Annotated in this window: 23 protein-coding genes; 18 read left to right on the top strand and 5 right to left on the bottom strand. The window is 56.5% G+C overall.

Annotated elements, in window-relative coordinates:
• On the top strand, positions 1–211 hold a 211-nt coding region (locus ACR0K4_RS21670), incomplete at its 5' end, for a hypothetical protein (RefSeq protein ID WP_480855736.1).
• 30 nt (positions 212–241) lie between these two features.
• Here the strand turns inward: ACR0K4_RS21670 and msrQ are convergent.
• Positions 242–856, bottom strand: a complete 615-nt coding sequence (gene msrQ / locus ACR0K4_RS21665) for a protein-methionine-sulfoxide reductase heme-binding subunit MsrQ (protein ID WP_480855735.1) — start codon at positions 854–856, stop codon at positions 242–244.
• A gap of 4 nt (positions 857–860) precedes the next feature.
• Positions 861–1,763, bottom strand: a complete 903-nt coding sequence (gene msrP, locus ACR0K4_RS21660; RefSeq protein ID WP_480855734.1) for a protein-methionine-sulfoxide reductase catalytic subunit MsrP — start codon at positions 1,761–1,763, stop codon at positions 861–863.
• A 340-nt stretch (positions 1,764–2,103) separates the two neighbouring features.
• Here msrP and ACR0K4_RS21655 point away from each other — a divergent pair, with 340 nt between their 5' ends.
• From ACR0K4_RS21655 to ACR0K4_RS21620, 8 genes are all read left to right on the top strand, one after another.
• On the top strand, positions 2,104–2,628 hold the full coding sequence (locus ACR0K4_RS21655; protein ID WP_480522275.1) for a DUF4142 domain-containing protein: 525 nt from the start codon (positions 2,104–2,106) through the stop codon (positions 2,626–2,628).
• Between the two features lie 41 nt (positions 2,629–2,669).
• Entirely contained in the window at positions 2,670–2,969 is a 300-nt protein-coding gene (locus tag ACR0K4_RS21650; RefSeq protein WP_480855732.1) for a cupredoxin domain-containing protein, read from the top strand.
• 378 nt (positions 2,970–3,347) lie between these two features.
• The gene (locus ACR0K4_RS21645) at positions 3,348–3,473 is read left to right on the top strand and encodes a hypothetical protein (protein ID WP_480522273.1); all 126 of its coding nucleotides are present in this window, start codon (positions 3,348–3,350) and stop codon (positions 3,471–3,473) included.
• A gap of 681 nt (positions 3,474–4,154) precedes the next feature.
• A complete protein-coding gene (locus ACR0K4_RS21640; protein ID WP_480855731.1) occupies positions 4,155–5,624 on the top strand; it encodes an ABC transporter substrate-binding protein in 1,470 nt (489 codons plus the stop codon).
• Between the two features lie 8 nt (positions 5,625–5,632).
• The gene (locus ACR0K4_RS21635) at positions 5,633–6,580 is read left to right on the top strand and encodes an ABC transporter permease (RefSeq protein WP_480855729.1); all 948 of its coding nucleotides are present in this window, start codon (positions 5,633–5,635) and stop codon (positions 6,578–6,580) included.
• A gap of 2 nt (positions 6,581–6,582) precedes the next feature.
• On the top strand, positions 6,583–7,431 hold the full coding sequence (locus ACR0K4_RS21630) for an ABC transporter permease (RefSeq protein ID WP_480522270.1): 849 nt from the start codon (positions 6,583–6,585) through the stop codon (positions 7,429–7,431).
• On the top strand, positions 7,428–9,002 hold the full coding sequence (locus ACR0K4_RS21625) for an ABC transporter ATP-binding protein (protein WP_480855727.1): 1,575 nt from the start codon (positions 7,428–7,430) through the stop codon (positions 9,000–9,002). The genes ACR0K4_RS21630 and ACR0K4_RS21625 overlap by 4 nt, the downstream gene beginning before the upstream one ends.
• Positions 9,003–9,085: 83 nt before the next feature.
• Complete coding sequence (locus ACR0K4_RS21620) at positions 9,086–10,546, top strand: aldehyde dehydrogenase family protein (protein ID WP_480522268.1); 1,461 nt, start codon at positions 9,086–9,088, stop codon at positions 10,544–10,546.
• 651 nt (positions 10,547–11,197) lie between these two features.
• On the opposite strand, the gene ACR0K4_RS21615 is transcribed toward ACR0K4_RS21620, so the two are convergent.
• The 3 genes from ACR0K4_RS21615 to ACR0K4_RS21605 all read right to left on the bottom strand — a co-directional run bounded on the left by ACR0K4_RS21615 (position 11,198) and on the right by ACR0K4_RS21605 (position 14,016).
• Positions 11,198–12,325 (bottom strand): MFS transporter, encoded by a 1,128-nt coding sequence (locus ACR0K4_RS21615; RefSeq protein ID WP_480855737.1) that lies wholly within the window; start codon positions 12,323–12,325, stop codon positions 11,198–11,200.
• Positions 12,326–12,675: 350 nt separating this feature from the next.
• Positions 12,676–13,092, bottom strand: coding sequence for a methylglyoxal synthase (locus tag ACR0K4_RS21610; protein WP_480855726.1), 417 nt, complete (start codon positions 13,090–13,092; stop codon positions 12,676–12,678).
• A gap of 3 nt (positions 13,093–13,095) precedes the next feature.
• On the bottom strand, positions 13,096–14,016 hold the full coding sequence (locus ACR0K4_RS21605) for a GntR family transcriptional regulator (protein ID WP_282027315.1): 921 nt from the start codon (positions 14,014–14,016) through the stop codon (positions 13,096–13,098).
• A 397-nt stretch (positions 14,017–14,413) separates the two neighbouring features.
• Between ACR0K4_RS21605 and ACR0K4_RS21600 the strand changes: the two genes are divergently transcribed.
• From ACR0K4_RS21600 to acnA, 9 genes are all read left to right on the top strand, one after another.
• Positions 14,414–15,394 (top strand): Bug family tripartite tricarboxylate transporter substrate binding protein, encoded by a 981-nt coding sequence (locus ACR0K4_RS21600; protein WP_282027314.1) that lies wholly within the window; start codon positions 14,414–14,416, stop codon positions 15,392–15,394.
• Between the two features lie 65 nt (positions 15,395–15,459).
• The gene (locus ACR0K4_RS21595; protein WP_299637587.1) at positions 15,460–15,891 is read left to right on the top strand and encodes a tripartite tricarboxylate transporter TctB family protein; all 432 of its coding nucleotides are present in this window, start codon (positions 15,460–15,462) and stop codon (positions 15,889–15,891) included.
• A gap of 12 nt (positions 15,892–15,903) precedes the next feature.
• The gene (locus tag ACR0K4_RS21590; protein WP_299637589.1) at positions 15,904–17,445 is read left to right on the top strand and encodes a tripartite tricarboxylate transporter permease; all 1,542 of its coding nucleotides are present in this window, start codon (positions 15,904–15,906) and stop codon (positions 17,443–17,445) included.
• A 50-nt stretch (positions 17,446–17,495) separates the two neighbouring features.
• Positions 17,496–18,581: an isocitrate/isopropylmalate dehydrogenase family protein gene (locus ACR0K4_RS21585; RefSeq protein ID WP_480855724.1), complete on the top strand. Its 1,086-nt coding sequence runs from the start codon at positions 17,496–17,498 to the stop codon at positions 18,579–18,581.
• Between the two features lie 93 nt (positions 18,582–18,674).
• A complete protein-coding gene (locus ACR0K4_RS21580) occupies positions 18,675–19,358 on the top strand; it encodes an aspartate/glutamate racemase family protein (protein ID WP_480855722.1) in 684 nt (227 codons plus the stop codon).
• A complete protein-coding gene (otnK, locus tag ACR0K4_RS21575) occupies positions 19,352–20,629 on the top strand; it encodes a 3-oxo-tetronate kinase (protein WP_480855721.1) in 1,278 nt (425 codons plus the stop codon). Before ACR0K4_RS21580 ends, otnK begins: the two co-directional genes overlap by 7 nt.
• The gene (gene otnC, locus ACR0K4_RS21570; protein ID WP_480738570.1) at positions 20,626–21,264 is read left to right on the top strand and encodes a 3-oxo-tetronate 4-phosphate decarboxylase; all 639 of its coding nucleotides are present in this window, start codon (positions 20,626–20,628) and stop codon (positions 21,262–21,264) included. The genes otnK and otnC overlap by 4 nt, the downstream gene beginning before the upstream one ends.
• 7 nt (positions 21,265–21,271) lie before the next feature.
• A complete protein-coding gene (gene rraA / locus ACR0K4_RS21565; RefSeq protein WP_480738572.1) occupies positions 21,272–21,745 on the top strand; it encodes a ribonuclease E activity regulator RraA in 474 nt (157 codons plus the stop codon).
• Positions 21,742–24,381: an aconitate hydratase AcnA gene (gene acnA / locus ACR0K4_RS21560; protein WP_480855720.1), complete on the top strand. Its 2,640-nt coding sequence runs from the start codon at positions 21,742–21,744 to the stop codon at positions 24,379–24,381. Before rraA ends, acnA begins: the two co-directional genes overlap by 4 nt.
• Positions 24,382–24,864 lie beyond the last annotated feature (483 nt).

Below are 24,864 nucleotides of genomic sequence, written 5' to 3'. Positions count from 1 at the left end.
CTCCGCCGTTCCCAGCGTCCCAGCAACCGCCTCAGCAGCGCCGGTGAAGGGCGTTCTAAGTAATACTCCCAAAAGGCGCAAGAGGAAAATTCAGAAAACTGGCAAAAACTCGCAATCTTTGAATTTTTACATTTTTATCAACATCTTACAGAATTTCGATCAAGAGAATTCCCGCACCACTGTACCTAAAGCGCCCGATTTGGTTCGTTAGATGAGGGGGAATGACATTCACCGTCCCGAGTCACACGGAATCGACTTGTCGCAACCGGGTCAAAAGACTTGGGAACGGGACGCGCAGGAGAAGCAGGCCCAGAATCGTACACAGATAGATCAAAGGCTCGATCTGAAACCCTTTGGCCAGCATGACATAGTGAAGTCCCCCCAATACGGCCGCCGGATAAACCAGACGCTGCAAGCTGCGCCAGCGTGGCCCCAATTGCCGAACGGACATATTGTTAGAGGTCAAGACGAGTGGAAGCGTCAACAGGAACGCTGCCATGCCAACCGTAATGTAGGGTCGTTTCAGGATATCTGCCCAGATCTGGCTGGGCAGCTGAACATCCAGGACCAACCAGACCAACAGATGCAGGCTGACATAACCAAAGGTCAGCACGCCAAGTGCCCGTCGGAATTTGATCAGGTTCAGCCCGGCAAACCGGCGCAATGGCGAGATTGCCAGAACTGCAATCAACAGCTGCAACGTCAGTTCCCCATAGCGGTGCTCAAGCGCTTCGATGGGATCGACGCCGAGACCCCCGGTCAGGCCCTGATAAAACAACCAGGGCGCCGGAAGGGCGCCCAGCAGATACACCGCCCAGACGGGCACACGGTGACATATGCGGTTCAAAGTCTGCATGGTCTCAATAGTATTTCGACAAATCCATGCCTTCGTAAAGCCCCGCGACCTCTTCTTCGTAGCCGTTGAACATCAGGGTCGGAATTCGTTTGGCGAACAGACCACCACCGATCTGCCGCTCGGAGGCCTGAGACCAGCGGGGATGGTCCACATTCGGGTTCACATTGCTGAAGAACCCGTATTCGCGGGGGTTCGCCATGTTCCAGCTGGTCGGTGGCTCCACATCCGTGAGTGTGATGCGCACGATCGATTTGATCGACTTGAATCCGTATTTCCACGGGACCACCAGACGCAACGGCGCGCCGTTCTGATTTGGAATCGGCCGATCATATATTCCAGTCGCCATGAGAGTCAGGGGATGCATGGCCTCATCCAGCCTCAGACCTTCCCGGTAGGGCCAGTCCAGGACCGGGAACTGGACGCCGGGCATCTCATCCGGACGCAGGGCGGTCTCGAAGGCCACGTATTTCGCTTCCTCCTGCACACCCGCCATATTCAACAGATCGGCCAGTTCGAACCCATTCCAGGGAACAACCATCGACCACGCCTCGACGCAGCGAAACCGGTAAATGCGTTCTTCGACCGTCATTTCTGACATGATATCCGCAAAGTCGTAATCGCCCGGGCGATCAACCAGACCATCAATCTTGATGCTCCAGGGTTCGGTCACGAGGGTATGCGCATATTTCGCCGGGTCATCCTTGCGCGTCCCGAACTCATAATAATTGTTGTAAGAGGTGATCTCTTCCCACGTGTTCGGTTCAAGTGCCTCTTGTGCTGCCCCCGGGCGCGCAATCGTGGTCAGACCGACACCGGCCAGACCGGCCATCACCTGCCGCCGGTTCAAGAACGCCGCCCTGGGGGTCACGTCGGCATGTGTCAAAGTGTTGGTCCAGCGATGCGCCATTTAAGTCTCCGTCAATAAGTCTGCCTCAGGGGTGAGGTAGTCCGCTCTTACCACAGGGCCAAAGCAATATGCGTCACGATTGGGCGACGGGACTGTAACGTATGTGAAAAATGTATGTTTTTGCCATGACGCAGATGCAATCCGTACGAATCTCGGCACCAAGCGGCCTGATCTGACCGAATCGCAGGCAATAATCACCACGGCATGCACCCAAAGACATGCTACCCATCCGTTCCGAGATTTGAACGATCTGAGTCTCTCTGCGGACGCCTGAGTATGTGCTCATTTTCAAAACCACGAATACTGAAGGTCTGATTCAGCCCTCCACGGAGACTCCACAATGAAAAAGCTTCTTTCCACAATCGCCTTCGCAATTGCATTGACCGGCGCGCAAGCCTCGGCTCAGGAGATCGCGGATATGAGCGATCTTGAATATGCACATATCGCATACACCGCAGACAACATCGACATTCGTTACGCGCATCTGGCGCTCGCTCTGTCAGAAAACCCCGACATCCACGAATTCGCCAACACCATGATCCGCGATCATACCGCGGTGAACGAAGCTGCGCTGGGACTGCTGGAAAAACTAGGCGCAACCGCCCAGGACAATGCGTTCAGTCAAACGCTGAATGCCAATGCCGAGAAGATCATCGACAACCTGTCGCAGCTGCGCGGTGCCGAGTTTGATGCCGCCTATGCCGCCAATGAATTGGCCTATCACCAGGCGGTCAACGAATTGGTAGAAGGCACCATGATCCCGAATATCGACAACGCCGAAGTCAAAGCGCTGTTTGAACAGGGTCTTGAGATTTTCAAGGCGCATGAAGGTCATGCTGAAATGATGGTCGAGTCGCTGAACTGATGCGATCCATGGTCTCCCGCCGGAAAGTTCTAGGAGGAGCGGTGGTTTCGGCAACCGCTCTGGCCTTGGGTGTGCGGGCGGATGAGGCGCCACAGGTCCATGAGATAGCGATCAAACGCTTTACCTTTGAACCGGCGCAAATTCAGGTGAGGGTTGGTGACACACTCCGATGGACCAATCTGGACATCGCCCCTCATACCGCATCGGCAAACGATCTGAGTTGGGATACCAAGGAACTGAAGCAGGGCGAAAGCGCCGACATTCTCGTCGAAGACGGGATGGAGTCCGCCTATTTTTGCGTGTTTCACCCGCACATGACGGGCCAGATCGAAATCGTCTGAGGCCTCGGTGTTTCCAAAAACAAAAAGACCCGCCCTATGGTGGGTCTTTTTGCGGTTTATCGGTTGTTCGCCTATCAGGTTTTCCTCGGGTTGGCCCTGCAAGTATTACGTTTGAGGTCGGCACTCCGAATAGGCAATTGTCGCAGAAAGGTATGCAGGGGGAGCAGTTAAACTTGCGCACGATGCCAAAAAGTGCGCTCAACTGTTGCGGGTCGCGAGCCGTATCTATCGGTAAAATCAAGTTCTCCTTCAATAAAGCGATCCTCGCATTCACAGCCACGTCACATAGGTTTGAGTTAACGCGACGGAGGTTGCCCTGTTCTGAAACCGCTCAACACATACTGTTGTCTTTACAGTTTGAACGTAAAGGACACCAAAATGATCAGAGCGACCCTCATCACCGTCAGCTTGCTTCTCCTTGCCGCCTGCGAGGGCCCAAGCGGCGGCAGCGCCGAAAACCAAACGCCCGAGTTCGAGGACAGTTTCCGCAATCGCGGCAGTTGATGACCAGACGCAGGGTAGAAGCTCTGGTCATCGGTCTTGCTTTGAGACGCTCGTCTTTTAGTCGCGCGAGTATCTGAACCGCAGTCTGCTTGCGCCGAAAAAGATGGGCGATCCGGTTTTTGAGGCACTGTATTGCGGTTCTTTCGGTGATGGCACTGGTGGTAATTGAGCAATATCCCTGAACCAGTGGCGCGTGCGCAGCGCCGGGATAAACGTAATCTGCGTTGAAAGAATATGAGCCAGCACAAAATCGCCAAGGTTTTGGCTGGCTTAGATTGCGGTCTCGTGGGCAGCTTTAAGGGAATGGGCCTGCCCCAAAATGTTCCAGCTTCTTCACGTCGCTGTATCGGGATAGCAAAGCTTCCCGGTCTGTAATTCACGTTAATTCTCAAGATTAAACGAGGCTGAACCGCGGGAAACACAATCTCGCGCTGCAAATATTGCATCATCTCAGAATTTTTGTTCGCTTCCACATCCGAAAGTTGGTTGGCCCGTTTCCCATCGGCACGACACCCCGACCCGTCTACGGCTAAGTCGGCTGACTGGATTGTGCAGAAGCCGACAATTCTCAGATACGGTATTGTCGCCGTGTTTTTCTCATCTAAGCTTGCTGCGCGCGGGGTAATCTGTGACGCTGGGATGCCCATTCAAATAGAAAAAGAAAATCTCAGGGAGAATATTGTGAGACCTCTACTGCTGTCGACAGCGATAATCTTGGGGGCCAGTGCTGCCTTCGCCAACCAAACCGATGTTACCGTTGGGCTTCAGCTGGAGCCACCGCATCTTGACCCGACGTCTGCGGCAGCTGCTGCCATTGACCAAGTTCTCTATTCAAATGTCTTTGAAGGTCTTACCCGGTTTGGATCGGATGGATCGGTAAATCCCGGTTTGGCTGAGAGCTGGTCCATCTCTGAGGATGGCCTGACATACACATTCAAACTTCGGGACGGTGCAACCTTCCACGATGGGTCGAGCTTTGGGTCTGAGGATGTCGTTTTTTCGCTCGACCGCGCGCGGGGCGAAGATTCCACCAACGCGCAAAAGGCACTGTTTGAAGCGATCGAGAGCGTTGAAGCGGTGGATGAGACAACGGTGAACGTCACGCTCAAATACCCCCAAGGCAATCTCTTGTTCAATCTGGCCTGGGGTGACGCGGTCATTGTCGCCGAGGAAAGTGTCGCGGACATCAAATCCAACCCGATCGGAACAGGGGCTTTCCGCTTCAGCGACTGGAAACAAGGCGACAGCATCACCCTAACGCGCAACGACGATTACTGGGGCGACGCTGCAATACTGGAAACAGCGACGTTCAAATTCATTTCTGAACCGACAGCGGCATTTGCTGCGATGATGGCCGAAGATATCGACGCGTTCTATACCTACCCGGCGCCTGAGAACCTCGCTCAGTTCGAAGCTGATCCACGGTTTAACGTTCTTGCGGGAAACACCGAAGGTGAAACCATTCTGGCCATCAACAACAAGGCCGAACCCTTCAATGATGTCCGTGTGCGCAAGGCGGTCAGCATGGCCATTGACCGCCAGGCGATCATTGACGGGGCGATGTTTGGCTATGGAACACCCATCGGATCGCATTTTGCGCCGCACCATCCCGATTATGTCGATCTGACAGGGAACGCGCCTTTTGATCCCGACGCAGCAAAGGCACTGCTCGCAGAAGCTGGCTATCCCGATGGCTTCTCGACAACTCTGAAGTTGCCTCCGCCTTCCTACGCCCGTCGTGGCGGAGAGATCATCGCGGCGCAGCTGCGCACAATCGGAATCGATGCCGAGATCAGCAATCTTGAGTGGGCACAGTGGCTGGAGCAGGTTTTTCGGGGTTATGATTTTGACCTGACAATCGTCAGCCATACCGAACCGATGGATATCGGCATCTATGCGCGTCCCGAATACTACTTTCAGTATGACAATGCGGGTTTTCAGGACCTGATTTCGTCACTGGCAATCGAGACCGACCCGGCCAAGCGATCTGAGTTGCTGCAGCAGGCGCAGACAGTCATCTCAGAGGACTACGTCAACGGATATCTGTTCCAGTTGGCGCTGACATCGGTCGTGAACTCCAAGTTGGATGGCATCTGGAAAGACGCACCGACACAAGCGGTGGATTTGACGTCCGTCAGCTGGTCGGAATAACGCGCTATATGCTGCCCTACCTCGTAAAAAGACTTGGCTCGCTTTTCGTATCCCTTCTTGTAGCGAGCCTGGTCATTTTTGCCTGTATTGAAATTGTGCCGGGAGATCCGGCCTCGTTCATGTTGGGCATAAATGCGCAGCCAGATACGGTGGAAGCACTTCGGACGGAGTTGGGGCTAAACCAGTCTGTGGCAGAACGGTACCTGTCATGGGTTTCCGGTCTGTTAACGGGTGATTTAGGCACATCTTACACGTACCGTTCCCCTGTATCGGACATGGTGGCGGATCGATTGCAGGTGTCGTTGCCTCTGGCGCTTTATGCGCTGACATTGACTATTGTTGTGGCGTTTCCGGTCGGTGTTCTGGCAGCTGCGCGTCGCGGGTCGATGACAGATCTTTCTGTGATGGGGGCGACGCAACTCGGGATCGCCATCCCCAATTTCTGGTTCGCGCTGTTGATGGTGATCGTTTTCGCCATCAATCTCGGATGGTTCTCTGCCGGCGGGTTTCCAGGATGGGACGCGGGTGTCCTGGCTGGGCTGAAGGCCCTGACATTACCGGCCGTGGCCTTGGCTTTGCCTCAAGCGTCAATTCTGGCCCGCGTCATGCGGTCCTCTCTATTGGATACACTTTCAGAAGACTACGTGCGCAGCGCCCGTGCCAAGGGGCTGACGCAGGGACAGGTCATGTGGCGCCATGCATTGCGCAACGCAATGATACCCGTGCTCACGATCATTGGTCTGCAATTCTCGTTTCTTCTGGCGGGCGGGATCATAATCGAGAACGTGTTCTTCCTGCCGGGGCTTGGCCGATTGGTTTTTCAGGCGATCACACAGCGTGATCTGATCGTCGTTGAAAGTGTCGTGATGCTTTTGGTATTTGCTGTGATCGTAGTGAACTTTTTGGTCGACATTGCCTATGCATGGGTTGACCCACGACTGAGAGCCCGGTCATAGCCATGATTGAAACGGGTTTTGTCAAAAGCGCACTGCGGTCTCGCAATCTGGTTCTTGGTCTGGCATTGACTTCGGTTTTTGCATTGGGCGCTTTGATCTCACTTGTCTGGACGCCCTATGACGTCACCGTTCTGGACATCGCATCCAAGCTGAAGCCGCCATCACCCGAGCATCTGTTCGGGACAGATCATTTTGGCCGGGACACATTTTCAATGGTTATGGTCGGCGCTCAGACGTCAATTGCGGTCGCCTTTGTCGCCGTAGGAATTGGAATGGGGTTCGGCGTTCCGCTGGGGCTTGCCGCTGCAGCGAACCGGGGGAGTTGGCTGGACGAGGTGATCATGAGGGGAAATGACCTTGTCTTCGCGTTTCCGTCGCTTTTGATTGCGATCATGATCACAGCTGTTTTCGGCCCCTCGGCCGTGAACGCGATCATAGCAATCGGTATATTTAATATCCCCGTCTTTGCACGCCTCAGCCGGGGGGCCGCCCTGCCATTGTGGACGCGCGAGTTTATTCTGGCCGCACGAGTCGCCGGGAAAGGGGCCACGCGCATATCTGTCGAGCATATCCTGCCCAATATCACCAACTTGCTGATCGTTCAGGGAACAATACAGTTCTCGTTGGGCATTTTGGCAGAAGCAGGGTTGAGCTATGTCGGTTTGGGCGCACAGCCCCCGATCCCAAGTTGGGGGCGGATGCTGGCCGAAAGCCAGACGCTGATCTCGATTGCTCCACATCTGGCGCTGTTTCCCGGTTTTGCCATTCTGCTGACCGTGCTGGGGCTGAACCTGGCCGGCGATGGCCTTCGCGACCTGCTGGATCCACGAATCCGGAGAACCGGGCGATGAATCTTCTGAACATTCGCGACCTCTCGTTAACCGTTCATGGCACGCAAATCCTCGACCGTGTGTTGATTGACATAGAAGCAGGAGAAGTTTGCGGGATCATCGGTGAAAGTGGCTCTGGCAAATCTCTTACGGCCTTCTCGGTGATGCAGCTTCTTCCTGATGGTTCGAAGTGTTCCGGAGCGATCTACTTGGACGGCAAGGATGTCTTGCAAGTCGGCGAAGCAGCCATGTGCGATATTCGCGGGAAGACCGTCGGAATGGTGTTTCAGGAGCCCATGACAGCCTTGAACCCAGTACAGACAATCGGCCAGCAGGTCGCTGAAACGATCCGCATTCACGAGGGCACGACCCGTGCCGAAGCGATGGTGCGTGCCGCGGAAACTTTGACTCGGTGCGAGCTGCCGCAAGATCGTTTTCCTCTTTCACGCTACCCGCACGAATTGTCGGGAGGGCAGAGACAGCGGGTGGTGATCGCGATGGCGATTGCATTGCGGCCCAAACTGTTGATTGCGGATGAGCCGACAACCGCGCTTGATGTGACCACCCAGGCCGAGATTCTCAGGTTGCTCAAGCAACTCGTTTCCGAGGACGGTATGGGCTTGATGCTGATCACGCACGATCTGGCGGTCGTAACTGATATTGCAGACAATATTGTCATCATGAAGACCGGTCAGGTCGTGGAGCGCGGCGCGGCCGCATCTCTTCACCAAAGGATGCAACATCCCTACACCAAAGCGCTGTTTGAAGCATCGACACACCAGCCGGACGCATCCTCTCATATCGAGGATACTGTTCTGCTCCGCGTCGAAAATGTGGTTCGCGAATATGCCGGTCCACGCAAATCTCTTTTTAAAAAACCCGCACCGTTTCGTGCGGTCAACAGCGTCAGTTTCAACCTGCGGCGCGGAGAATGTTTAGGGCTTGTGGGCGAAAGCGGGTGCGGAAAGTCCACTCTGACACGGGCAATCCTGGGATTGGATGCCATTCAGGGTGGGTCGATCCGGCTGAATGAGCTGGATGTTCAAACAGACGATACAGCCCGGCAAGGGATGCAGGTTGTCTTTCAGGATCCATATGGCTCTTTCAACCCGAGACACAAAGTCGGGCGGCTGATTGCGGAACCTTTCTTTCGGTTGGAGCGTCAAGCAACCGATGAGGAAATCGCCGAATCCCTGGTATCCGTCGGCCTCAAGCCCGCTGATCGTGACAAATATATTCACGAGTTTTCAGGTGGTCAGCGACAGCGCATTGCCATCGCACGCGCATTGATTACAAAGCCGGAACTCATCATTCTGGACGAGGCCGTTTCCGCACTCGACGTCTCGATCCGCGCGCAAATTCTGGACCTGCTGGCAGATCTTTCCGCCGAGCGCGGCCTGACCTATCTTTTCATCACGCATGATCTGAGCGTCGTAAAAGCGATCTCTGATCGCGTTTTGGTCATGCAGAACGGCGAGATCGTCGAAGAAGGGCAGACCGACACGGTCTTCCGTTCGCCACAACAGGAATACACGAAGACACTGATAGCAGCGGCCCCACAGCTGACTTCGTTGGAACGCGCGCGCGCATGAAATGAGTAGATCAGGGCCGTACCGGGCCGCGAGTGTGACCCCTGATGGGGTGTTGCCGGTTTGATGGATGAGAAAACTAGGAAATGTCTATGCCTCTGACCGTTTTTGGAATTGACCCCGGAACCTGCATGATCGGCGGGAGTTGGGTACCCCCTGCATCCGGAGACATGCTTGATTTGATCAACCCATCTGATTCCTCAATCTTGTGCATGATCGCGAAGGGCGGACCTGAAGATATCGACCGCGCCGTTCAAGCGGCCGAAGCAGCTTTGCTGGGGGTTTGGGGCAAGGCAACGGCTGTAGAGCGCGGCCGGATCCTGGCCAGGCTGGGCGCACTGGTTCTGGACAACATCGATGAGTTGGCGCGGCTTGAGGCCAGTGATGTCGGCAAACCGCTCACACAGGCCCGTGCCGATGTCATAGCACTTGCCCGTTACATGGAGTTTTATGCGGGTGCGGCTGACAAGCTCCACGGTCAGACTATTCCCTACTTAGACGGCTACACCGTTTACACATTGCGCGAACCCCATGGCGTCACGGGCCATATCATCCCCTGGAACTATCCGATGCAGATCATCGGACGCTCGGTTGGTGCAGCGCTGGCCACAGGGAACGCTTGCGTTCTGAAACCCGCCGAAGAGGCATGCCTGACTGCGCTGGCCTTCGCGGAACTGGCAAAACGGGCCGGGCTGCCTGACGGCGCGTTGAATGTTGTTCCGGGACTTGGCAAAGAAGCGGGCGCAGCGCTCAGCCTGCACAAGGGCGTGCATCACGTATCCTTCACAGGATCTGTTGGCGTAGGCAAGCGTATTCAAAAAATGGCAGCAGACAACGTTGTCCCGGTGACGCTGGAGCTTGGAGGAAAATCTCCGCAGGTGTTCTTCGATGATGCGGACCTTGTAGCGGCTTTACCCTTTTTAGTGAACGCCGGTATCCAAAATGCGGGCCAGACCTGCTCGGCCTCATCACGCATTCTCGTCCATGAAAGTCGATACGATGAGGTGCTGTCGGCAATGTCGAAACGATATGCTGATTTACGAGCCGGACCTGCCCTTGCTGACCTCGATCTCGGGCCGCTCGTCTCCCATCGGCAGAAAGAGATTGTCGAGAACTTCATCGCAATGGGGTCTGATCTTGAAGTCGCAGCCCAGGGAGAAGTTGTAGCGTCTGCTCCAGAAACCGGCGCCTATGTCGCGCCAACGCTTTTTGCGAATGTACCTCCCGATCATATCCTCGCTCAGGACGAGATTTTCGGGCCGGTGCAAGTCGTCGTTCCGTTCTCGGACGAGGATGAGGCCGTGTCCATAGCCAATGGCACGGAGTTTGGTCTTGTGGCAAGTTGCTGGACGCGTGACGGCGCTCGTCAGATGCGCATGGCCAAACGCTTAAAGGCGGGTCAGATATTTTTGAACAATTACGGCGCTGGAGGTGGCGTTGAACTTCCTTTTGGCGGCACAGGTCTATCCGGTCATGGTCGCGAAAAAGGCTTTGAAGCACTTTATGGCTTCACAACCCTGAAAACAGTCGCTGCATCACATGGATAGCGCCAAACGAGCATTCACGCTTCACTTGGCTGACGGTACTGACAATGCAGACGGGGGTGCTGGAGGGGTTTTTTGTTGGAGATATCCAGGAAAAGAGGAGCCGCAACAGGTTGCACCATCGAAGCTGTTCTTTGCTGTGCAGGATAGCACTAGTGTAGCACCGTTACCGCCCTCCGGCGCCCGGAACGAACGAGTCTGTCATTTGGTGACTTACGAACTGCTTACGGCTTTGCACCTCTGGCGTTCAGGATATGAGCCTGACGATGTGAAGTCGTTAAGCAATTGATCCAGTGGATCACTTGTAGTCTGAACGGGCTGTATTGAGATTTTCTGACGCTGGTTGCGGGAGGGCGCAACCACCGTTGCCGAACGCAATTGAAATGTCAGGTTTAGGTGCGAATCCGACATACGCAACTCGCACCTAAACTTCCGCAACGCGGGACTTTGCAGCCATCCGCATTCTTAATTCAAAGGACCGCAGTCAGCCCGAACCAGACATACAAAACTAGACTTTGCAAATCCCGAGAAGCGGGACAAAGTGAGCTTTCGCGGCGTCTATACCAACGACCGGTTTAGACGGTTTCGCACAAGTTGAGTGGCCATGAACAACAAAACCCGACAGTGAATCATATTCAGGCCATGGAGCGAAATTCAATCTACCGACATCGCTGTCTTTCGAAAGGCCAGCAAAGCCAATATGCAAATACTCATCATCCCCATAGCCAATAGAAAAGTGACGTTCACATTCTGCATTTGATCCGCCAGTGCGCCTGCCGTTGGCGGCGAAACCATCATGACGATATAATACATCGAATAGTAGACGCCTGTGCCAAAGGCTCGCGCATGGGCCGGGAGTATCTGCGAGGTCATACTTACAATCGCTCCGGGCGAGAGTCCGATTAGGAACCCGGCCAATGCAAACACGATCCATGCAGTCGATGCAGTAAGATAGAGCATCAGCGGAAGCAAAAAGACTGCTGCAACCAAAGTAAAAAGGACTAGAGCATCTCGACGGCCTGACCTGTCAGCAACCCATCCCCCCAAAGGTGCGGCTATGACAATGGCGAACATGAAGAGGCTCGTTGCGGTGCTTGCTCCGGCAACCGAAAGACCGCTATCGACCAATATTATCGGGCCAAAGCCAAAGACCATAGCGAGTGCCGCGTTGTAGAAGCCCCATATCAGTGCTGCGAAGGTCAGTGGCACCCACGGCAGGTCAACTAAAACAATGCGTCCATGTGCAACGGCCGCTTCTGGCGTCTCGTAGGTCACCCAGAACGAGGCCAACGCCACCGCAATCACCAACGCGACACATGCCCAAGCCCAACCCAAGCCACCTTGACCAGCGAGCCATGGCAGGATGACCAGTGCCAAGCCAATCCCCATCGGCCACGAGCTAATAAATATTGCCATAGCGGCCGCCAGGTTACGCCCGGCAAACCAATCAACCACCATCTTCGTCATCAGGACATTGACGACCACGCCTCCGATACCCGCCATGACGCGCCCGGCGACCAATCCGCTAAATGTCGAGGCCTGCAATACGAGAATGCTGCCCACAAGCATCAAAATGAGGCTCACTACAACGACACGCTTGTCACCTAAAACAGATGCAACTGATCCCCCAAGGATCGCCACTATGATACCCGGGCCAAGGTAAAGTCCGATCAACAGTCCAATCTCAGTGATCGACAGCAGTAAGCTGTCGATCATAAGCGGAGACAACGCCGCTACCGATTGGAACTGAAAAGCCATAGTCGTTCGCGCAAAGAACAACACAAACAGTATGACCCAGCGATTTCGCAAAAAACATGCTCCGAAGCAGGAATTTCAGACCCGCAAAATGCATCGCCGGTCACCAATGCTAGTCATACCGATTGTTATCCGGCAAGGATAGTTCGTAGCGCAACGTGCTCGGTTCGCTTGCCGCTTCAAACCGGCCCTTCGACGAACGACGACAAGTCAGCACACAGGGCTCAAAGCGGTCATCCAACGGTTTTGGTTGGCTTTTGTCATTCGAACGACTGCATAGCCGGACAAAACTGCCATTAGCTTTATTTACCTGAATGACCCCTTAAAGCCCCGCCGCAGACATTCATATTTCTGCAGATTGTGCGGAAAGTGAATCCTCAGGCTGTTTTGGCGGTTTTAACGCTAGCCGCGCGCACCAGCAGCGTCGCGCTTGCCACGTTGATGGCCAGCGCGGTGTTATACAGCGTGGCCAGTCGTAGCAGCGACTTCACATCCACATCGTGAGGCAGCGCAGAAAGCGGGTCGATGAAAAAGATCAGCGCATCAAGGCGCCCTTCAGCTATCATCGCGCCGATTTGCGCGTCACCTCCGAGAGGGCCACTTTTCAGACAGGTGATCTGTAACCCGACTTCAGTGGCGATACGCCCCCCGGTCGTGCCGGTGCCGAACAATTCCATCTCTGCCAGTTCGGACTTATGCGCATTCGCCCATTCGATCATCTGATCTTTCATCTTGTCATGCGCAACCAGTGCCATCGAGTGGATCATGGGCGCAGTTCTAACGTCTTGCGGCATCGCTCAATCGGCCTCCGTCGGATTGTCCGCAGCCCAGCTCCAAGCCAGCGGCGATTTGCGTTTCAGGGCACCGCTTAAATGTTGGCGCATCCGGTAAGAGGCATCTGCAACGTTGCCGCGCTCTAAAAGAGACAAGATCTCGAGATGTTCAGAGCATTGCTCGATCAGGCGTTCGCGGTTGACTTCAGCCCGGTACTCCATCAAGCGGCGCATCCGGTTGGCTCTCTGTAGGGACATCAGGAAAAATGGGTTGCCCGAGAGTTTGATGAGTTCTTCATGAAACAGCGAACCGTTCTTGAGCAAGGACTCGTCCGGAGCTGATTTCACGTCCATGTTCAACATGCCTTCCTGAATACGCCGCTGTTCATCCAAGACTTTATGATCAAGCTCGAACGTGGGTTCGAGCATGGCGGCGGGTTCGATCGCCATTCGAAATCTATAGATCTGATCGAAAGCCTCTGGGGTCTTGGCAACCGGCAAAAAACGCCAACCGTATCCCTCTTTGCGTTCTGCCCATCCTTCCCGGGATGCCCTGGCCAATAGGTCGTGAGCCTTGGTTTTAGTCCAGCCATATCGCTGACGCAAAAACTGTTCAGTAACGTCCTCGGGGATCTGGTTGGTCAGCCAGTCGTTGGCGAGGGTTTGATAGTCCTCATTTCCCTCGGGCATCGCTTTTGCCAGGGTAGAATTTATCTTTGATGGGATTTTGTCTGCAACAAAATATCCGCGGTTTGGTTGCCGGACGAGTACCTTCTGGTTTTCAAGGCTAACCAAAGCTTCGCGTACCGGAGTACGCGAAACGCCGTATCTGTCGGCAACCTGCTGGGCGCTGACATGCTCTCCGGCACTTAGGGAGCCGGACACTATGTCATGTAGTAGCCGGTTGGAGATCTTCCTCGAAAGCTCGCTTGTTCTTCCCGACATCCTAATCACCGATGGGTTGATTTGGGGGCATCCCAGATTGCATTTGCCTTTCCAGAACGCCCCAGTTTTCTGGCTTTATGAGCTATAAAAACCAAAAAATTGGATTTAGGTCTACACCTTTCTGCAACTGTCACGTGCCCATGATTGGTTTTTTGCCAGTCCGGTAGAACAAAAGCCAAGCTCCGGTGACGCCGGGTAGAAAAGTAAGTTGTTATTATTCAATGCTTTTTTATCGATACGGCAACAGTACGGCTAATATGCAGCAATGTGACTTTGGATTTTTGACCGCGTAAAAGCAAATTTAAATTGGCTTTTTGCAATCAAATATGCAATTCCTGTTACTGGCGCGAGATTCGCGCTACCGAACATCAAAAAATGGGAGGACCACCTCGTGTTCATGAAACTTACTCGTGCAAGCGCCTTCGCTACCGTTGCCCTGCTGGCCGGTGTGGGTACTGCATCCGCTGAATTCAAAGCTGAAAGCCCGCAGTGCATCGCCCCGTCCAACCCGGGTGGTGGCTGGGACTTCATCTGCCGTACAACCGCCAAACACCTTTTTGATCTGGGTGTCATCGAAGATTCGATGCAAGTCACCAACATGTCGGGTGGCGGCGGTGGTGTTGCCTTTGCCCACGTCACCAAAGAGCGTAACGAAGACAACAACCTGATCGTTGCAGCGTCTATGTCGACCAGCGCGCGTATAGCGCAGGGCATCTATGAGGACGCGACGCAGGATGACGTGCACTTCCTGGCGACCTTCGGTGCGGAATATGGCGCCATCGCTGTGCGTGCAGACTCGCCCTTCCAGACGCTAAAAGACATGATGGACGCGATCTTGGAAGATCCGCGTTCGGTCGGTATCGCTGGCGGCTCGTCGGTTGGCAGCTTCGACCACATCAAGCCCATGCTGGTGGCACGCGAAGCAGGAATGGAAGACGTCACGCAGCTGAAATACGTCTCGTTTGACGGTGGCGGCGAAGCGATGACAGGTCTGCTTTCGGGTGCGACCGAAGCGCTGTCAGGTGACTTCTCGGAAATGCTGGGTTTCTTGGAGTCGGGTGACATCCGCATCATCGGCATCATGGCGCCCGAGCGTCTGGCCAACTACCCGGACATCCCCACCGCAAAAGAGCTGGGCTATGACGTGGTTGGTGCGAACTGGCGCGGTCTTTACATGCCCGCTGGTGCCTCGGACGAAGCGAAAGAGTTTTGGTCGAACGCCATTAAGACCATGGTTGCCGACCCGGGCTTCCAGGCAACCCTTGAAGAAGCTGCAATCGCACCCTTCAACAACTTCGGCGACGATATGCACAACTTCGTGGCGGGCAGCATCTCTGATGTGACCAAGCTGTCGAAAGAGATTGGCATTATCCAATAACGCGACATCGGGCTGGCCGCATGAACCGGCCAGCCCACTGCGCATTAAATGAAAGGGAGAAGAAAATGAGTGACCGCATCTTTGGCGGCTTTGGGTTGGCGCTCGCCATCTTCTATATTTGGGCCGCATCAACGATCAAAGACAGCTTCATGGTCGATGTGGTTGGTCCACGTGCATTCCCCTACATCGTAGGCTCCATCGTCGCGCTTTGTTCGCTCTACTTCATTTTGCGTCCCGACGACGAACCGGAATGGCCGCATATGCGCGAATTTGCCGAAATCGTCTTCGCGGTAGCTGTCATGTTTGCTTATAGCTGGGCGCTTCCTGAAATCGGCTTCCTGATTTCGACTGTATTCGCAACAGCCTACCTGACGTGGCGCCTGGGGACACAACCCCTTTGGTCCCTCGTAACGGGGGTCTGTACCTCGGTTGGTATCTACGTCGTTTTCCACCTGATCCTCGGCCTTGCTTTGGCCAAAGGTCCACTTGGTTTCTGAGGAGCGATACCTATGGAAATTCTGTCTCTTCTTGCAGATGGCTTTGCCATCGCACTCACCCCGCAGAACCTGTTGCTGGCGGTCATCGGTTGCTTTCTGGGAACGTTGATGGGTGCACTTCCGGGTCTTGGCCCAGCCAATGGTGTAGCGATCCTGATCCCCATTGCCTTCTCGTTGGGTCTGGGCCCGACCGCATCTCTGATCCTGCTGGTCAGTGTCTATTACGGTGCCATGTATGGGGGACGGATCAGCTCGATCCTACTGAATATTCCCGGCGACGAACCGGCGATGATGACCTGTCTGGACGGCTATCCGATGGCCCAGCAGGGCAAGGCAGGCGAGGCCCTGTCGCTGTCTGGGGTTGCCTCGTTCGTAGGTGCCTTCGTGGCCACCTGTGGTCTGGTCGTTCTGGCCCCGCAGTTGGTGAAAATAGCCCTTCTATTTGGACCGGCCGAGTATTTCGTACTGTTCACGGTGGCCTTTGCAACCCTTGGCGGCATCTCGTCCACTAACCAGGCAAAATCGGCATTTGCGGCAGCGCTGGGACTGGGCATTGCCATGATTGGCAGCGACAGCCAGACGGGCTCGCAGCGATTCACCTTCGACCACGTACACCTTTATGACGGCATCGACTTCCTGATTGCGATCGTCGGCTTGTTCGCGCTGAGCGAGGTGTTCATCTTCCTCGAGCATCACCGCGGTGGCGCAGTCGGCTCAGCCGGGGCAACCAAAATTGGCCGGATCATGCCCGACTTCAAGATGATCAAGCGCTGCCTTCCCTCGATGGCGCGCGGCACGGGTCTTGGCTTCTTCTCGGGCGTTCTGCCCGGTGCGGGCGCATCGTTGGGATCGTTCCTGGCTTACTCGTTGGAAAAGCAAGCGGTTGACCGTGATGGCAAGACCTTCGGCAAAGGTGACCCGCGAGGCGTCGCGGCACCGGAAGCGGGCAACAACGCGGCCTCGGGTGGCGCACTGGTGCCGATGCTGGCGCTGGGTGTTCCCGGTTCGGGGACAACGGCGGTTCTGTTGGCAGTGCTGCTGCAGCTGAACATCACGCCTGGTCCGCTGCTGTTTTCGAAAAGCCCGGACATCGTGTGGGGCCTGATCGCCTCGCTGTTCCTTGCGAACTTCATCCTACTGGCCATGAACATCCCGCTGGTAGGCATCTTCACCCGTGTGCTTATGGTCCCGACCCGGATCCTGATGCCGATCGTCGCGATGATTTCCTTCGTAGGCATCTATTCGATCACCGGCTCGACCTTTGACGTGATGCTGATGGTGGGCTTTGGGATTGCTGGCTGGGTTCTGCGCAAACTCGACGTGTCTCTGGTGCCCGTGATCCTTGGCATTCTCCTAGGCAACCAGATGGAAGTGAACCTGCGCCGTGCCATGACGATCTCGGATGGCGACTGGTTCATCCTCGTCGGCAGCCCCCTGGCCATCATCCTGTGGCTTGTGGCAATCGCCGGCTTCGTGCTGCCCATGCTGATGGGGCGTCGCATGAAGAAGCGGATGGAAGCCGCACGCGATCAAGAAGAATTCGTCGGCGACTAAGCCGACACCCTCAACGAACTTGGCCAAATGGCCGATCATAGGAGACTAGTATGCGTATCATGACACTGCCCTGCGATGGTATCGGGCCGGAAATCATGGCGGCGACCCTGGAAGTTGTCGAGGCTGCGAACAAACGCTTTGATCTGGGACTGACCTTCCATGAAGAAGAGAGCGGTTTCACCAGCTTAAAGAACCACGGCATCACCCTGCGGGAAGAGGTTCTGGATCGCGCCCGCACCGAATTTGACGGTGTGATCCTAGGCACTCAGTCACACATGGATTATCCCCCGGTTGTCGAAGGTGGACGCAACGTGTCGGCTGGCTTCCGCATCGGGCTGGACCTCTATGCAAACGTACGTCCCGCACGTACCCGCAGCTTCATCCCGAACAAAGCGCCAGGCATGGATTTGGTGATCATGCGTGAAGCCACCGAGGGCTTCTACCCTGACAGAAACATGTACAAGGGCGTGGGCGAGATGATGCCCGACCCCGACATGGCGCTGTCGGTACGCAAGATCACCCGCCACGGCTCGATGCGGATTTGTCGCGAAGCCTTCAAGTTGGCAATGCAACGCAACAAGAAGGTTGCGGCGATCCACAAGGCAAACTCGTTCCTGATGACCGACGGACTGTTCCTGGAATGCTTCCGCGAAGTGGCCAAGGACTTCCCCGAAGTTGAAACCGAAGAGCTGATCGTCGATGCTTTCGCCGCACTTCTTGTGCGCAAACCCGAAGCTTACGATGTGGTGGTAGCTACCAACTTTTACGGGGACATCCTGTCGGATCTAGCGTCGGAATTGTCTGGGTCATTGGGTCTGGCAGGGTCGATCAACGCCAACGCTGAAACCGGTCTGTGCTGCGCTCAGGCGCAACATGGATCGGCGCCGGATATTCAGGGGCAGAACGTCGCCAACCCGACCTCGTTGATCCTATCAGCGGCCATGATGCTGACCTGGCTGGGCGAACAGCGTGGCATCCAGAAGTTGATGGATGCCGGTCAAGCCATTGCCGACGCCGTGGACGCAGTGATCGACGTCTCGGAAAACCGCACCCGTGACTTGGGTGGATCCGTGAACTGTGACGCCTTTGGCTCCCTCGTCGCAGAAGCCGTAGTGCGCGAAAGCGTTGCAGCTTGAGGATACTCCTTGCGGGCAACTCTTGCCCGCAGCTTTTCGGCGGCACTGCCTCTCTCCCTGTGGTGTCGCCGAATATTTCAGGACGCAAAAAAGATGAAAGACCGACCGCGCATAGCGCTTATTCATGCAACCAAAGTGGCGATTGATCCGATCGAGGATGCTGCAGAGAAGCTTTGGCCGGAAGCCGAGATGATCTCGATATTGGAAGAGGGTCTTTCGGTGGATCGTGCGAAATCGGCGGAACTTTCCGCTGACCTTCTGCGCCGGATAATCGACCTTTCCCGCTATGCCGAGGCTGCAGAGGCCGATGGGGTTTTATTCACCTGTTCCGCCTTCGGGGCGGCCATCGAACGTGCCAATTTCGAGGCGGGCATTCCAGTAATGAAGCCTAACGAAGCTATGTTCGAAGCGGCATTCTCCCACGGAGACCGAGTTGTCATGCTGTACACTTTCCAACCTGCCGCCGGTGGGATGGAGGATGAGTTCCTTGAGGCTGCTCGCGAGAAAGGCAGCATCGCGCAAATCACCTCGGTCTTTTGCGAGGGCGCGCTGGACGCCAAAAAGGCTGGCGACGACGAAACTCACGACCGATTGATTGCCAATACCGCCGCCATGATCACTGATGCGGATGTCATCCTGCTGGCGCAGTTTTCCATGGCCAGCGCTGCGAATGCGGTGCGCGAATGCACTGACGTTCCTGTTCTGACCAGCCCTGAGGCCGCGATTGAAGAAATCCGCCGCCGGATCGAACACAATAACGAGGTTCAGCAATGCTAATTGGCGTTATCGCAGATGATTTCACTGGCGGCAGCGATGTCGCCAACACTCTGGCCAAAGGCATTGACGGCGAAGGAGGTCTGAGAACCGCCCAGTATCCAGGCGTGCCTACTGGCCCTGCCGCACCGGACATCGACGCCGGCGTTGTTAGTCTGAAGTCGCGTTCGAACCCGGTTGAAGATGCGGTGCGCGAAAGCCTCGAGGCGCTGAAATGGCTTCTGGATCAGGGCTGCAAGCAGATCGTATTCAAGTATTGCTCGACCTTTGATTCAACGCCTGAAGGCAATATCGGCCCGGTGGCCGATGCTCTGGCCGCCAAGCTGGGGGCGCGCGGCGTGGTGGTTTGTCCGGCCTTTCCGACGACCGGGCGCACGGTCTACCAGGGCCATCTGTTCGTGCATGACATGCTGCTAAGCGAAAGTGGGATGCAGAACCATCCGTTGACGCCGATGACGGATCCCGACCTGCGCCGCTTCCTGCGCTTGCAGACCGAGCATGCGGTGGGTCATTTGCCGCTGTCGACCGTGTTGGCCGGGTCCGAACAGGTGCGGGCTGCGCTGCAAGGTGCGGAAGAACACTATGCTGTGACAGATGCCGTATCTGACGAAGACTTGCTGACGCTGGGCGAGGCACTTGAAGGCGCTGCGCTGGTTACGGGCGGTTCGGGCATCACGCTGGGCTTGCCGCGCAACTTCATTCGCAGCGGTCAGGCCAAGGCCAATTTGCCCTCTGCAGAAGGCATTCAAGGCCCCGAGGCCATTCTGGCGGGGTCGTGCTCTGGTGCGACGCGCGGTCAGCTGGCCGAGCATCAGAAATCGCATCCGACCTATGCCATCGACGTACCCGGCGTCATGAATGGGAGGGTCACAATGGATGACCTGCTGGAATTCATCGCTGAGAACACCGGCAATGCGCCCCTGGTCCATTCTTCTGGCACCCCCGACGAGGTGAAAGCGATTCAAGGCAAGTTCGGTCGCGAGGCCGTGGCCGAGAAGCTGGACGCTCTGTTTGCCGACACCGCCCGCGCACTGGTGCAACGCGGCTATCGCCGGATCGTTGTGGCGGGCGGCGAAACTTCGGGCGCGGTGGCGCAGGCAGTGGCGGGCGAACTTGGCTCGCCTGCGATGCGTATCGGCGCGGAAATCGACCCTGGCGTTCCAGTCCTGACACTGGGCGAGGATCAACCGATCTCGCTTGCGCTGAAATCAGGAAATTTCGGCGCGCCGGACTTCTTTACTAAAGCTCTGCGCATCATGGAGGGGAGGACATGAGCACCGAAGCAGATCTGCGCCAAGAGATGTCGAACCTCTGTGCGTCCCTGTTCAACCGGGGCTTTTCGGTCGGGACGGCGGGCAATGTCTCAGCCCGACTGCCCGATGGCATCCTCATGACACCGACCAATTCTACTTTGGGCGCGATTGATCCCGACCGGATTAGCAAAATCGATCTGGATGGCAATCACGTGGCGGGCGACCGTCCGACCAAGGAAGTGTTCCTGCATCAGGCCTTCTATGAAACCCGTCCGCAGGCGGGGGCCGTGGTGCACCTGCATTCGACCTGGGCGACCGCTCTTTCCTGTCTACAAGACACCAACCCCGATGACTGCATTCCACCACTGACACCCTATGTGGTGATGCGCGTGGGCACGGTGAAACTGGTGCCTTACGTCAAACCGGGCGACCCGAAATCGGGCGAACTGATCCGTGACCTGAAGGGCGCGTACAGCGCAGTTCTGCTGGCCAATCACGGCCCCGTGGTGTCGGGCAAGGATCTGTTCTCGGCCGTGTGCGCGGCAGAAGAGCTGGAAGAAACTGCCAAACTTCTTGTAGCACTGCGCGGGCAAAAGACGCGCCTCCTGAGCGAGGCCGACGTGGCCGACCTGAAAGCAACCTACGCAAATATGTGAGACCGAAATGAAAACTGCTGACCTAATTGATGACCACGCCGACAAACTGTCGCTTGTTCACTTGCCGTTTCGTCGCTTCGGCACGGCACCGCATTTCGCCGCCCCCGTGCAGACCGTGAAGTGTTTCGAAGACAACATGGTCATGCGCGCGCAGTTGGAAAGGCCCGGCGAGGGCCGCGTGTTGGTCGTAGATGGCGGCGGTTCCACCCGCATTGCCATTCTAGGGGATATGATCGCGAAAATGGCGATCAATAACGGATGGGTGGGGCTGGTTCTCAACGCCTCCATTCGCGACAGCGCTGAGATCGAGCAGATGGCGACGCAGGTCTTCGCACTGGCAACCTCGCCGGTGAAAAGCGCGAAAATGGGCTGGGGCAAAGCTGGCTGCGATATTCACATCGGCGGTGTGACCATTGCGCCGGGCGACTGGATCTATGGCGACGCCGATGGAGTATTGCATAGCAAGGTCAAACTCGTGTGACAGCGGCCACTATCCATTTGGACTCCAGCGAGGATAAGGTGATCCCCGATCTGGAAATTGATGCAGGGACGTGCCGTTTAAGGGCCACGGACCTTCCACGTGTTTTAGGCGACCGACTGGATCGGTTGCCTTTTATCCTGCGTCTTCTAGCCGAAAACCACCTACGCGCCACCGGCCAGTCGGACGCGCTTGTAGCGGCGCTGGATGCCTGGCTTGAGGGGCGAAACGATGGGTTTGAGCTCACCTTCATGCCCAACCGCATCCTAATGCACGACACCACCTGCACGCCCGCACTGGCGGACATTGCCGGGATGCGCGACGCGGTGGCCGAGGCTGATGGCGACCCGGGCGTTCTCTCCCCGAACCTGCCGGTCAACGTCTCAGTTGATCACTCATTGGCGGTGGATCGCTATGCCACGCTGGCGGCGTTCTCAGCCAATGCTCGCAACGAAATCGCCCGCAACGGCGAGCGGTACAGCTTCATGAAATGGGCATCACAGAATATGGATGGGGTTACGGTGCATCCGCCGGGCACCGGGATCATGCACACGATCAACCTTGAACAACTGGCAACGGTGCTTGAGATCGGCTCCGACGGACGGGCCCACCCTGACATGCTGTTGGGCACTGACAGCCACACGCCGATGATCAATGGCATTGGCGTGCTGGGCTGGGGGATTGGCGGGCTCGAGGCGGAGAGCGTCATGTTCGGCCAAGCCACGACCCTGAGCATGCCCGAAGTGGTGGGCGTGCGCCTGACTGGTCGGCTGCCCGAGGGCACCATGCCGACCGATCTGGCGCTTGAAGTGACGCACCGGTTGCGGGTGCTTGATGTCTCCAGCAGTTTTGTCGAGTTCTGCGGCCCCGGCCTGTCTACGCTCAGCGCCGATGCCCGCGCGGTGATTGCCAATATGGCGCCGGAATACGGTGCCTCGACAGGGTTTTTCCCGGTGGATGGCGAAACCGTTGCCTATCTGAAACGCACCGCACGGCCCTGCAGTTTGACGGGCAGTATCGAACCTGTTTTTCGTGCCACGGGTCTGTGGTTCGATCCCGCCACCACTCCGCGCTTTGATCGGGCGGTCGAGATTGATCTGACCTCGATCACCCCGACTATTTCTGGCCCGCGCCGCCCACAGGACATCTGCACCCCGGCACAGGCCGCAGCGCGGGTCGAGACGGCGCTGGACCGTCTGCTGTCCCGTGCGCCGCGCATCGAAGGCGTGGTGCCCGATGGCGCGGTGGGGATTGCCGCGATCACTAGCTGCACCAATACCTCGGATCCCTACATGATGATCGCGGCCGGGTTGTTGGCGCGCAAGGCGCGGGCGCTAGGGCTGACGACGCCGTTCTGGGTTAAAACCTCGATGGCGCCGGGCTCGCCGTCGGCGCGGGATTATCTGCAGCGCGCGGGCCTTATCCCCGATTTATCGGCACTGGGGTTTGATCTGGTTGGCCATGGCTGCACCACCTGCATCGGCAATTCCGGCCCCTTGCCCGAGGTGATCGAGACCGCGCTGAAGGACGGCAAGGCGATCAGCGCCGTGCTGTCGGGCAATCGCAACTTTCCGGGGAGGGTGCATCCGAAGCTGGATCTGGGCTATCTGGCCTCGCCACCCTTGGTCGTTGCCTATGCGTTGAAGGGCGATATTTTTGGCGATATCTTGAATGACCCGATCGGCAAGGGCGCAGAGGGTCAGCCGATCTATCTGCGCGACATCTGGCCCGATATCTCCGAAATAAAGGCACTTCTAAAGGCGGGCTATCGTCAGGTGGACGTTCCCGCCGCCTTTGCTGCGGCCACCCATAATGCCGCGTGGAACCGGATTAAGGTCCATGACAGCACGCGCTTCCCGTGGGAGCCAACCTCGCGCTATCTGCGGCGGCCGAAATTCACCGCCGAGCCTCAGCAATCGCGGTTAGGCGACTATACCGCCACGCCTCTGATGGTGCTTGGGGATGATATGACGACCGACCATATTTCGCCGGCGGGGTGGGTGGATCCAACCAGTTTGGCGGGCAAATGGCTGTGCGCTCGCGGCGGTGATCCCAAGGACATGAATGTCTATGCCGCCTATCGCGGCAATTGGGAGGTCATGCTACGTGGCCTCTTCACAAACAGGCTGGCGGTGAACTTCCTGCAAGAGGGGCTGGCCCCTGCTGAGACAACGCTCGAGGATGGGCGCATCCTGCCCTTGCACGAAGCAGCCCAAATCCTGGCGGATCAAGGGCAGCCCACTATCATTCTGGCCGGTGACCGCTATGGCATGGGCTCTAGCCGCGACTGGGCGGCCAAAGGCGTGGCACTACTGAGCATCCGCGCCGTGCTCGCCAAAAGTTTCGAGCGCATCCACCGCACCAACCTGATCGGTATGGGCGTGGTACCGGTGCAGATAATTGACGGGTTCGATCCCAAGACGGCGGGCATTCGCGCCGGGGATCGCTTCGCTGTGAACCTGCCACCCGAGACGCTGATGCCTGATCTGGAAACTACTTTGCAGTGGCAGCGCGGCACCGAAGTGCTGGGCGATATCCGCTGCAAAGCGGCGGTGGACACATTCCAAGAGGTCGACCTGCTGCGACACGGCGGTGTCCTGTCAAAGATCTTGGGCTTCACCCTTGAAGGCCGCGAATAGAACGACCTGCTTTGAACGAATGGGGCAGAGCTGGCTGATACGGTTGTAACTGGAAATGCTAGGCAAATGCACTTTTTGAACTGCTTTCAATCTCACCAACGTCCAGTTTCGCGAATTTGAAGCCATTGGTAGGATCTGCAGCATTTTGCACTTTGGGCTCCCTACGGCTATTCGCTGCTTTTCGTATCATCGGCTGCTCGCAGCCCAAAGCGGACATCCAAGTGCTAGACAGCGCCGACAGGAAGGCCACTGAGCCGCCGTTCGCCGCAGTTGCATGATCCTATGTCCACAATGGCTGCAGCGCGCAGAAAGCAGACTTTGCAAAGTCCGGTTGACCACATTGTCCACCAAAGGCGACAGTTCTGCTTCGCGACTGGGCTATACATAGCCCTCAAAGCGTATTGTTTGCGGGACTTCAGTTGCACCGTTTTCCTGAGCGAGTAGGGCGCGTGCTGACGAAAAGGTAGCAAGCGCAAAAAGAAC

The organism is Ruegeria sp. K11, assembly GCF_056531905.1.
Note: the sequence above shows the minus strand (reverse complement) of the source record. Positions and strands in the feature narration are given on the sequence as shown.

What these genes read in the sequence shown, in the direction of transcription:
- ACR0K4_RS21645 (WP_480522273.1), top strand. Translation starts at nt 3,348, where the DNA reads ATGATCAGAGCGACCCTCATCACCGTCAGCTTGCTTCTCCTTGCCGCC.
- ACR0K4_RS21580 (WP_480855722.1), top strand. Translation starts at nt 18,675, where the DNA reads ATGAAAGACCGACCGCGCATAGCGCTTATTCATGCAACCAAAGTGGCG.
- otnC (WP_480738570.1), top strand. Translation starts at nt 20,626, where the DNA reads ATGAGCACCGAAGCAGATCTGCGCCAAGAGATGTCGAACCTCTGTGCG.
- ACR0K4_RS21625 (WP_480855727.1), top strand. Translation starts at nt 7,428, where the DNA reads ATGAATCTTCTGAACATTCGCGACCTCTCGTTAACCGTTCATGGCACG.
- ACR0K4_RS21605 (WP_282027315.1), bottom strand. Translation starts at nt 14,016, where the DNA reads ATGTCGGGAAGAACAAGCGAGCTTTCGAGGAAGATCTCCAACCGGCTA.
- ACR0K4_RS21610 (WP_480855726.1), bottom strand. Translation starts at nt 13,092, where the DNA reads ATGCCGCAAGACGTTAGAACTGCGCCCATGATCCACTCGATGGCACTG.
- ACR0K4_RS21620 (WP_480522268.1), top strand. Translation starts at nt 9,086, where the DNA reads ATGTCTATGCCTCTGACCGTTTTTGGAATTGACCCCGGAACCTGCATG.
- ACR0K4_RS21630 (WP_480522270.1), top strand. Translation starts at nt 6,583, where the DNA reads ATGATTGAAACGGGTTTTGTCAAAAGCGCACTGCGGTCTCGCAATCTG.
- ACR0K4_RS21600 (WP_282027314.1), top strand. Translation starts at nt 14,414, where the DNA reads ATGAAACTTACTCGTGCAAGCGCCTTCGCTACCGTTGCCCTGCTGGCC.
- rraA (WP_480738572.1), top strand. Translation starts at nt 21,272, where the DNA reads ATGAAAACTGCTGACCTAATTGATGACCACGCCGACAAACTGTCGCTT.
- ACR0K4_RS21635 (WP_480855729.1), top strand. Translation starts at nt 5,633, where the DNA reads ATGCTGCCCTACCTCGTAAAAAGACTTGGCTCGCTTTTCGTATCCCTT.
- ACR0K4_RS21585 (WP_480855724.1), top strand. Translation starts at nt 17,496, where the DNA reads ATGCGTATCATGACACTGCCCTGCGATGGTATCGGGCCGGAAATCATG.
- msrQ (WP_480855735.1), bottom strand. Translation starts at nt 856, where the DNA reads ATGCAGACTTTGAACCGCATATGTCACCGTGTGCCCGTCTGGGCGGTG.
- ACR0K4_RS21595 (WP_299637587.1), top strand. Translation starts at nt 15,460, where the DNA reads ATGAGTGACCGCATCTTTGGCGGCTTTGGGTTGGCGCTCGCCATCTTC.
- ACR0K4_RS21590 (WP_299637589.1), top strand. Translation starts at nt 15,904, where the DNA reads ATGGAAATTCTGTCTCTTCTTGCAGATGGCTTTGCCATCGCACTCACC.
- otnK (WP_480855721.1), top strand. Translation starts at nt 19,352, where the DNA reads ATGCTAATTGGCGTTATCGCAGATGATTTCACTGGCGGCAGCGATGTC.
- msrP (WP_480855734.1), bottom strand. Translation starts at nt 1,763, where the DNA reads ATGGCGCATCGCTGGACCAACACTTTGACACATGCCGACGTGACCCCC.
- ACR0K4_RS21655 (WP_480522275.1), top strand. Translation starts at nt 2,104, where the DNA reads ATGAAAAAGCTTCTTTCCACAATCGCCTTCGCAATTGCATTGACCGGC.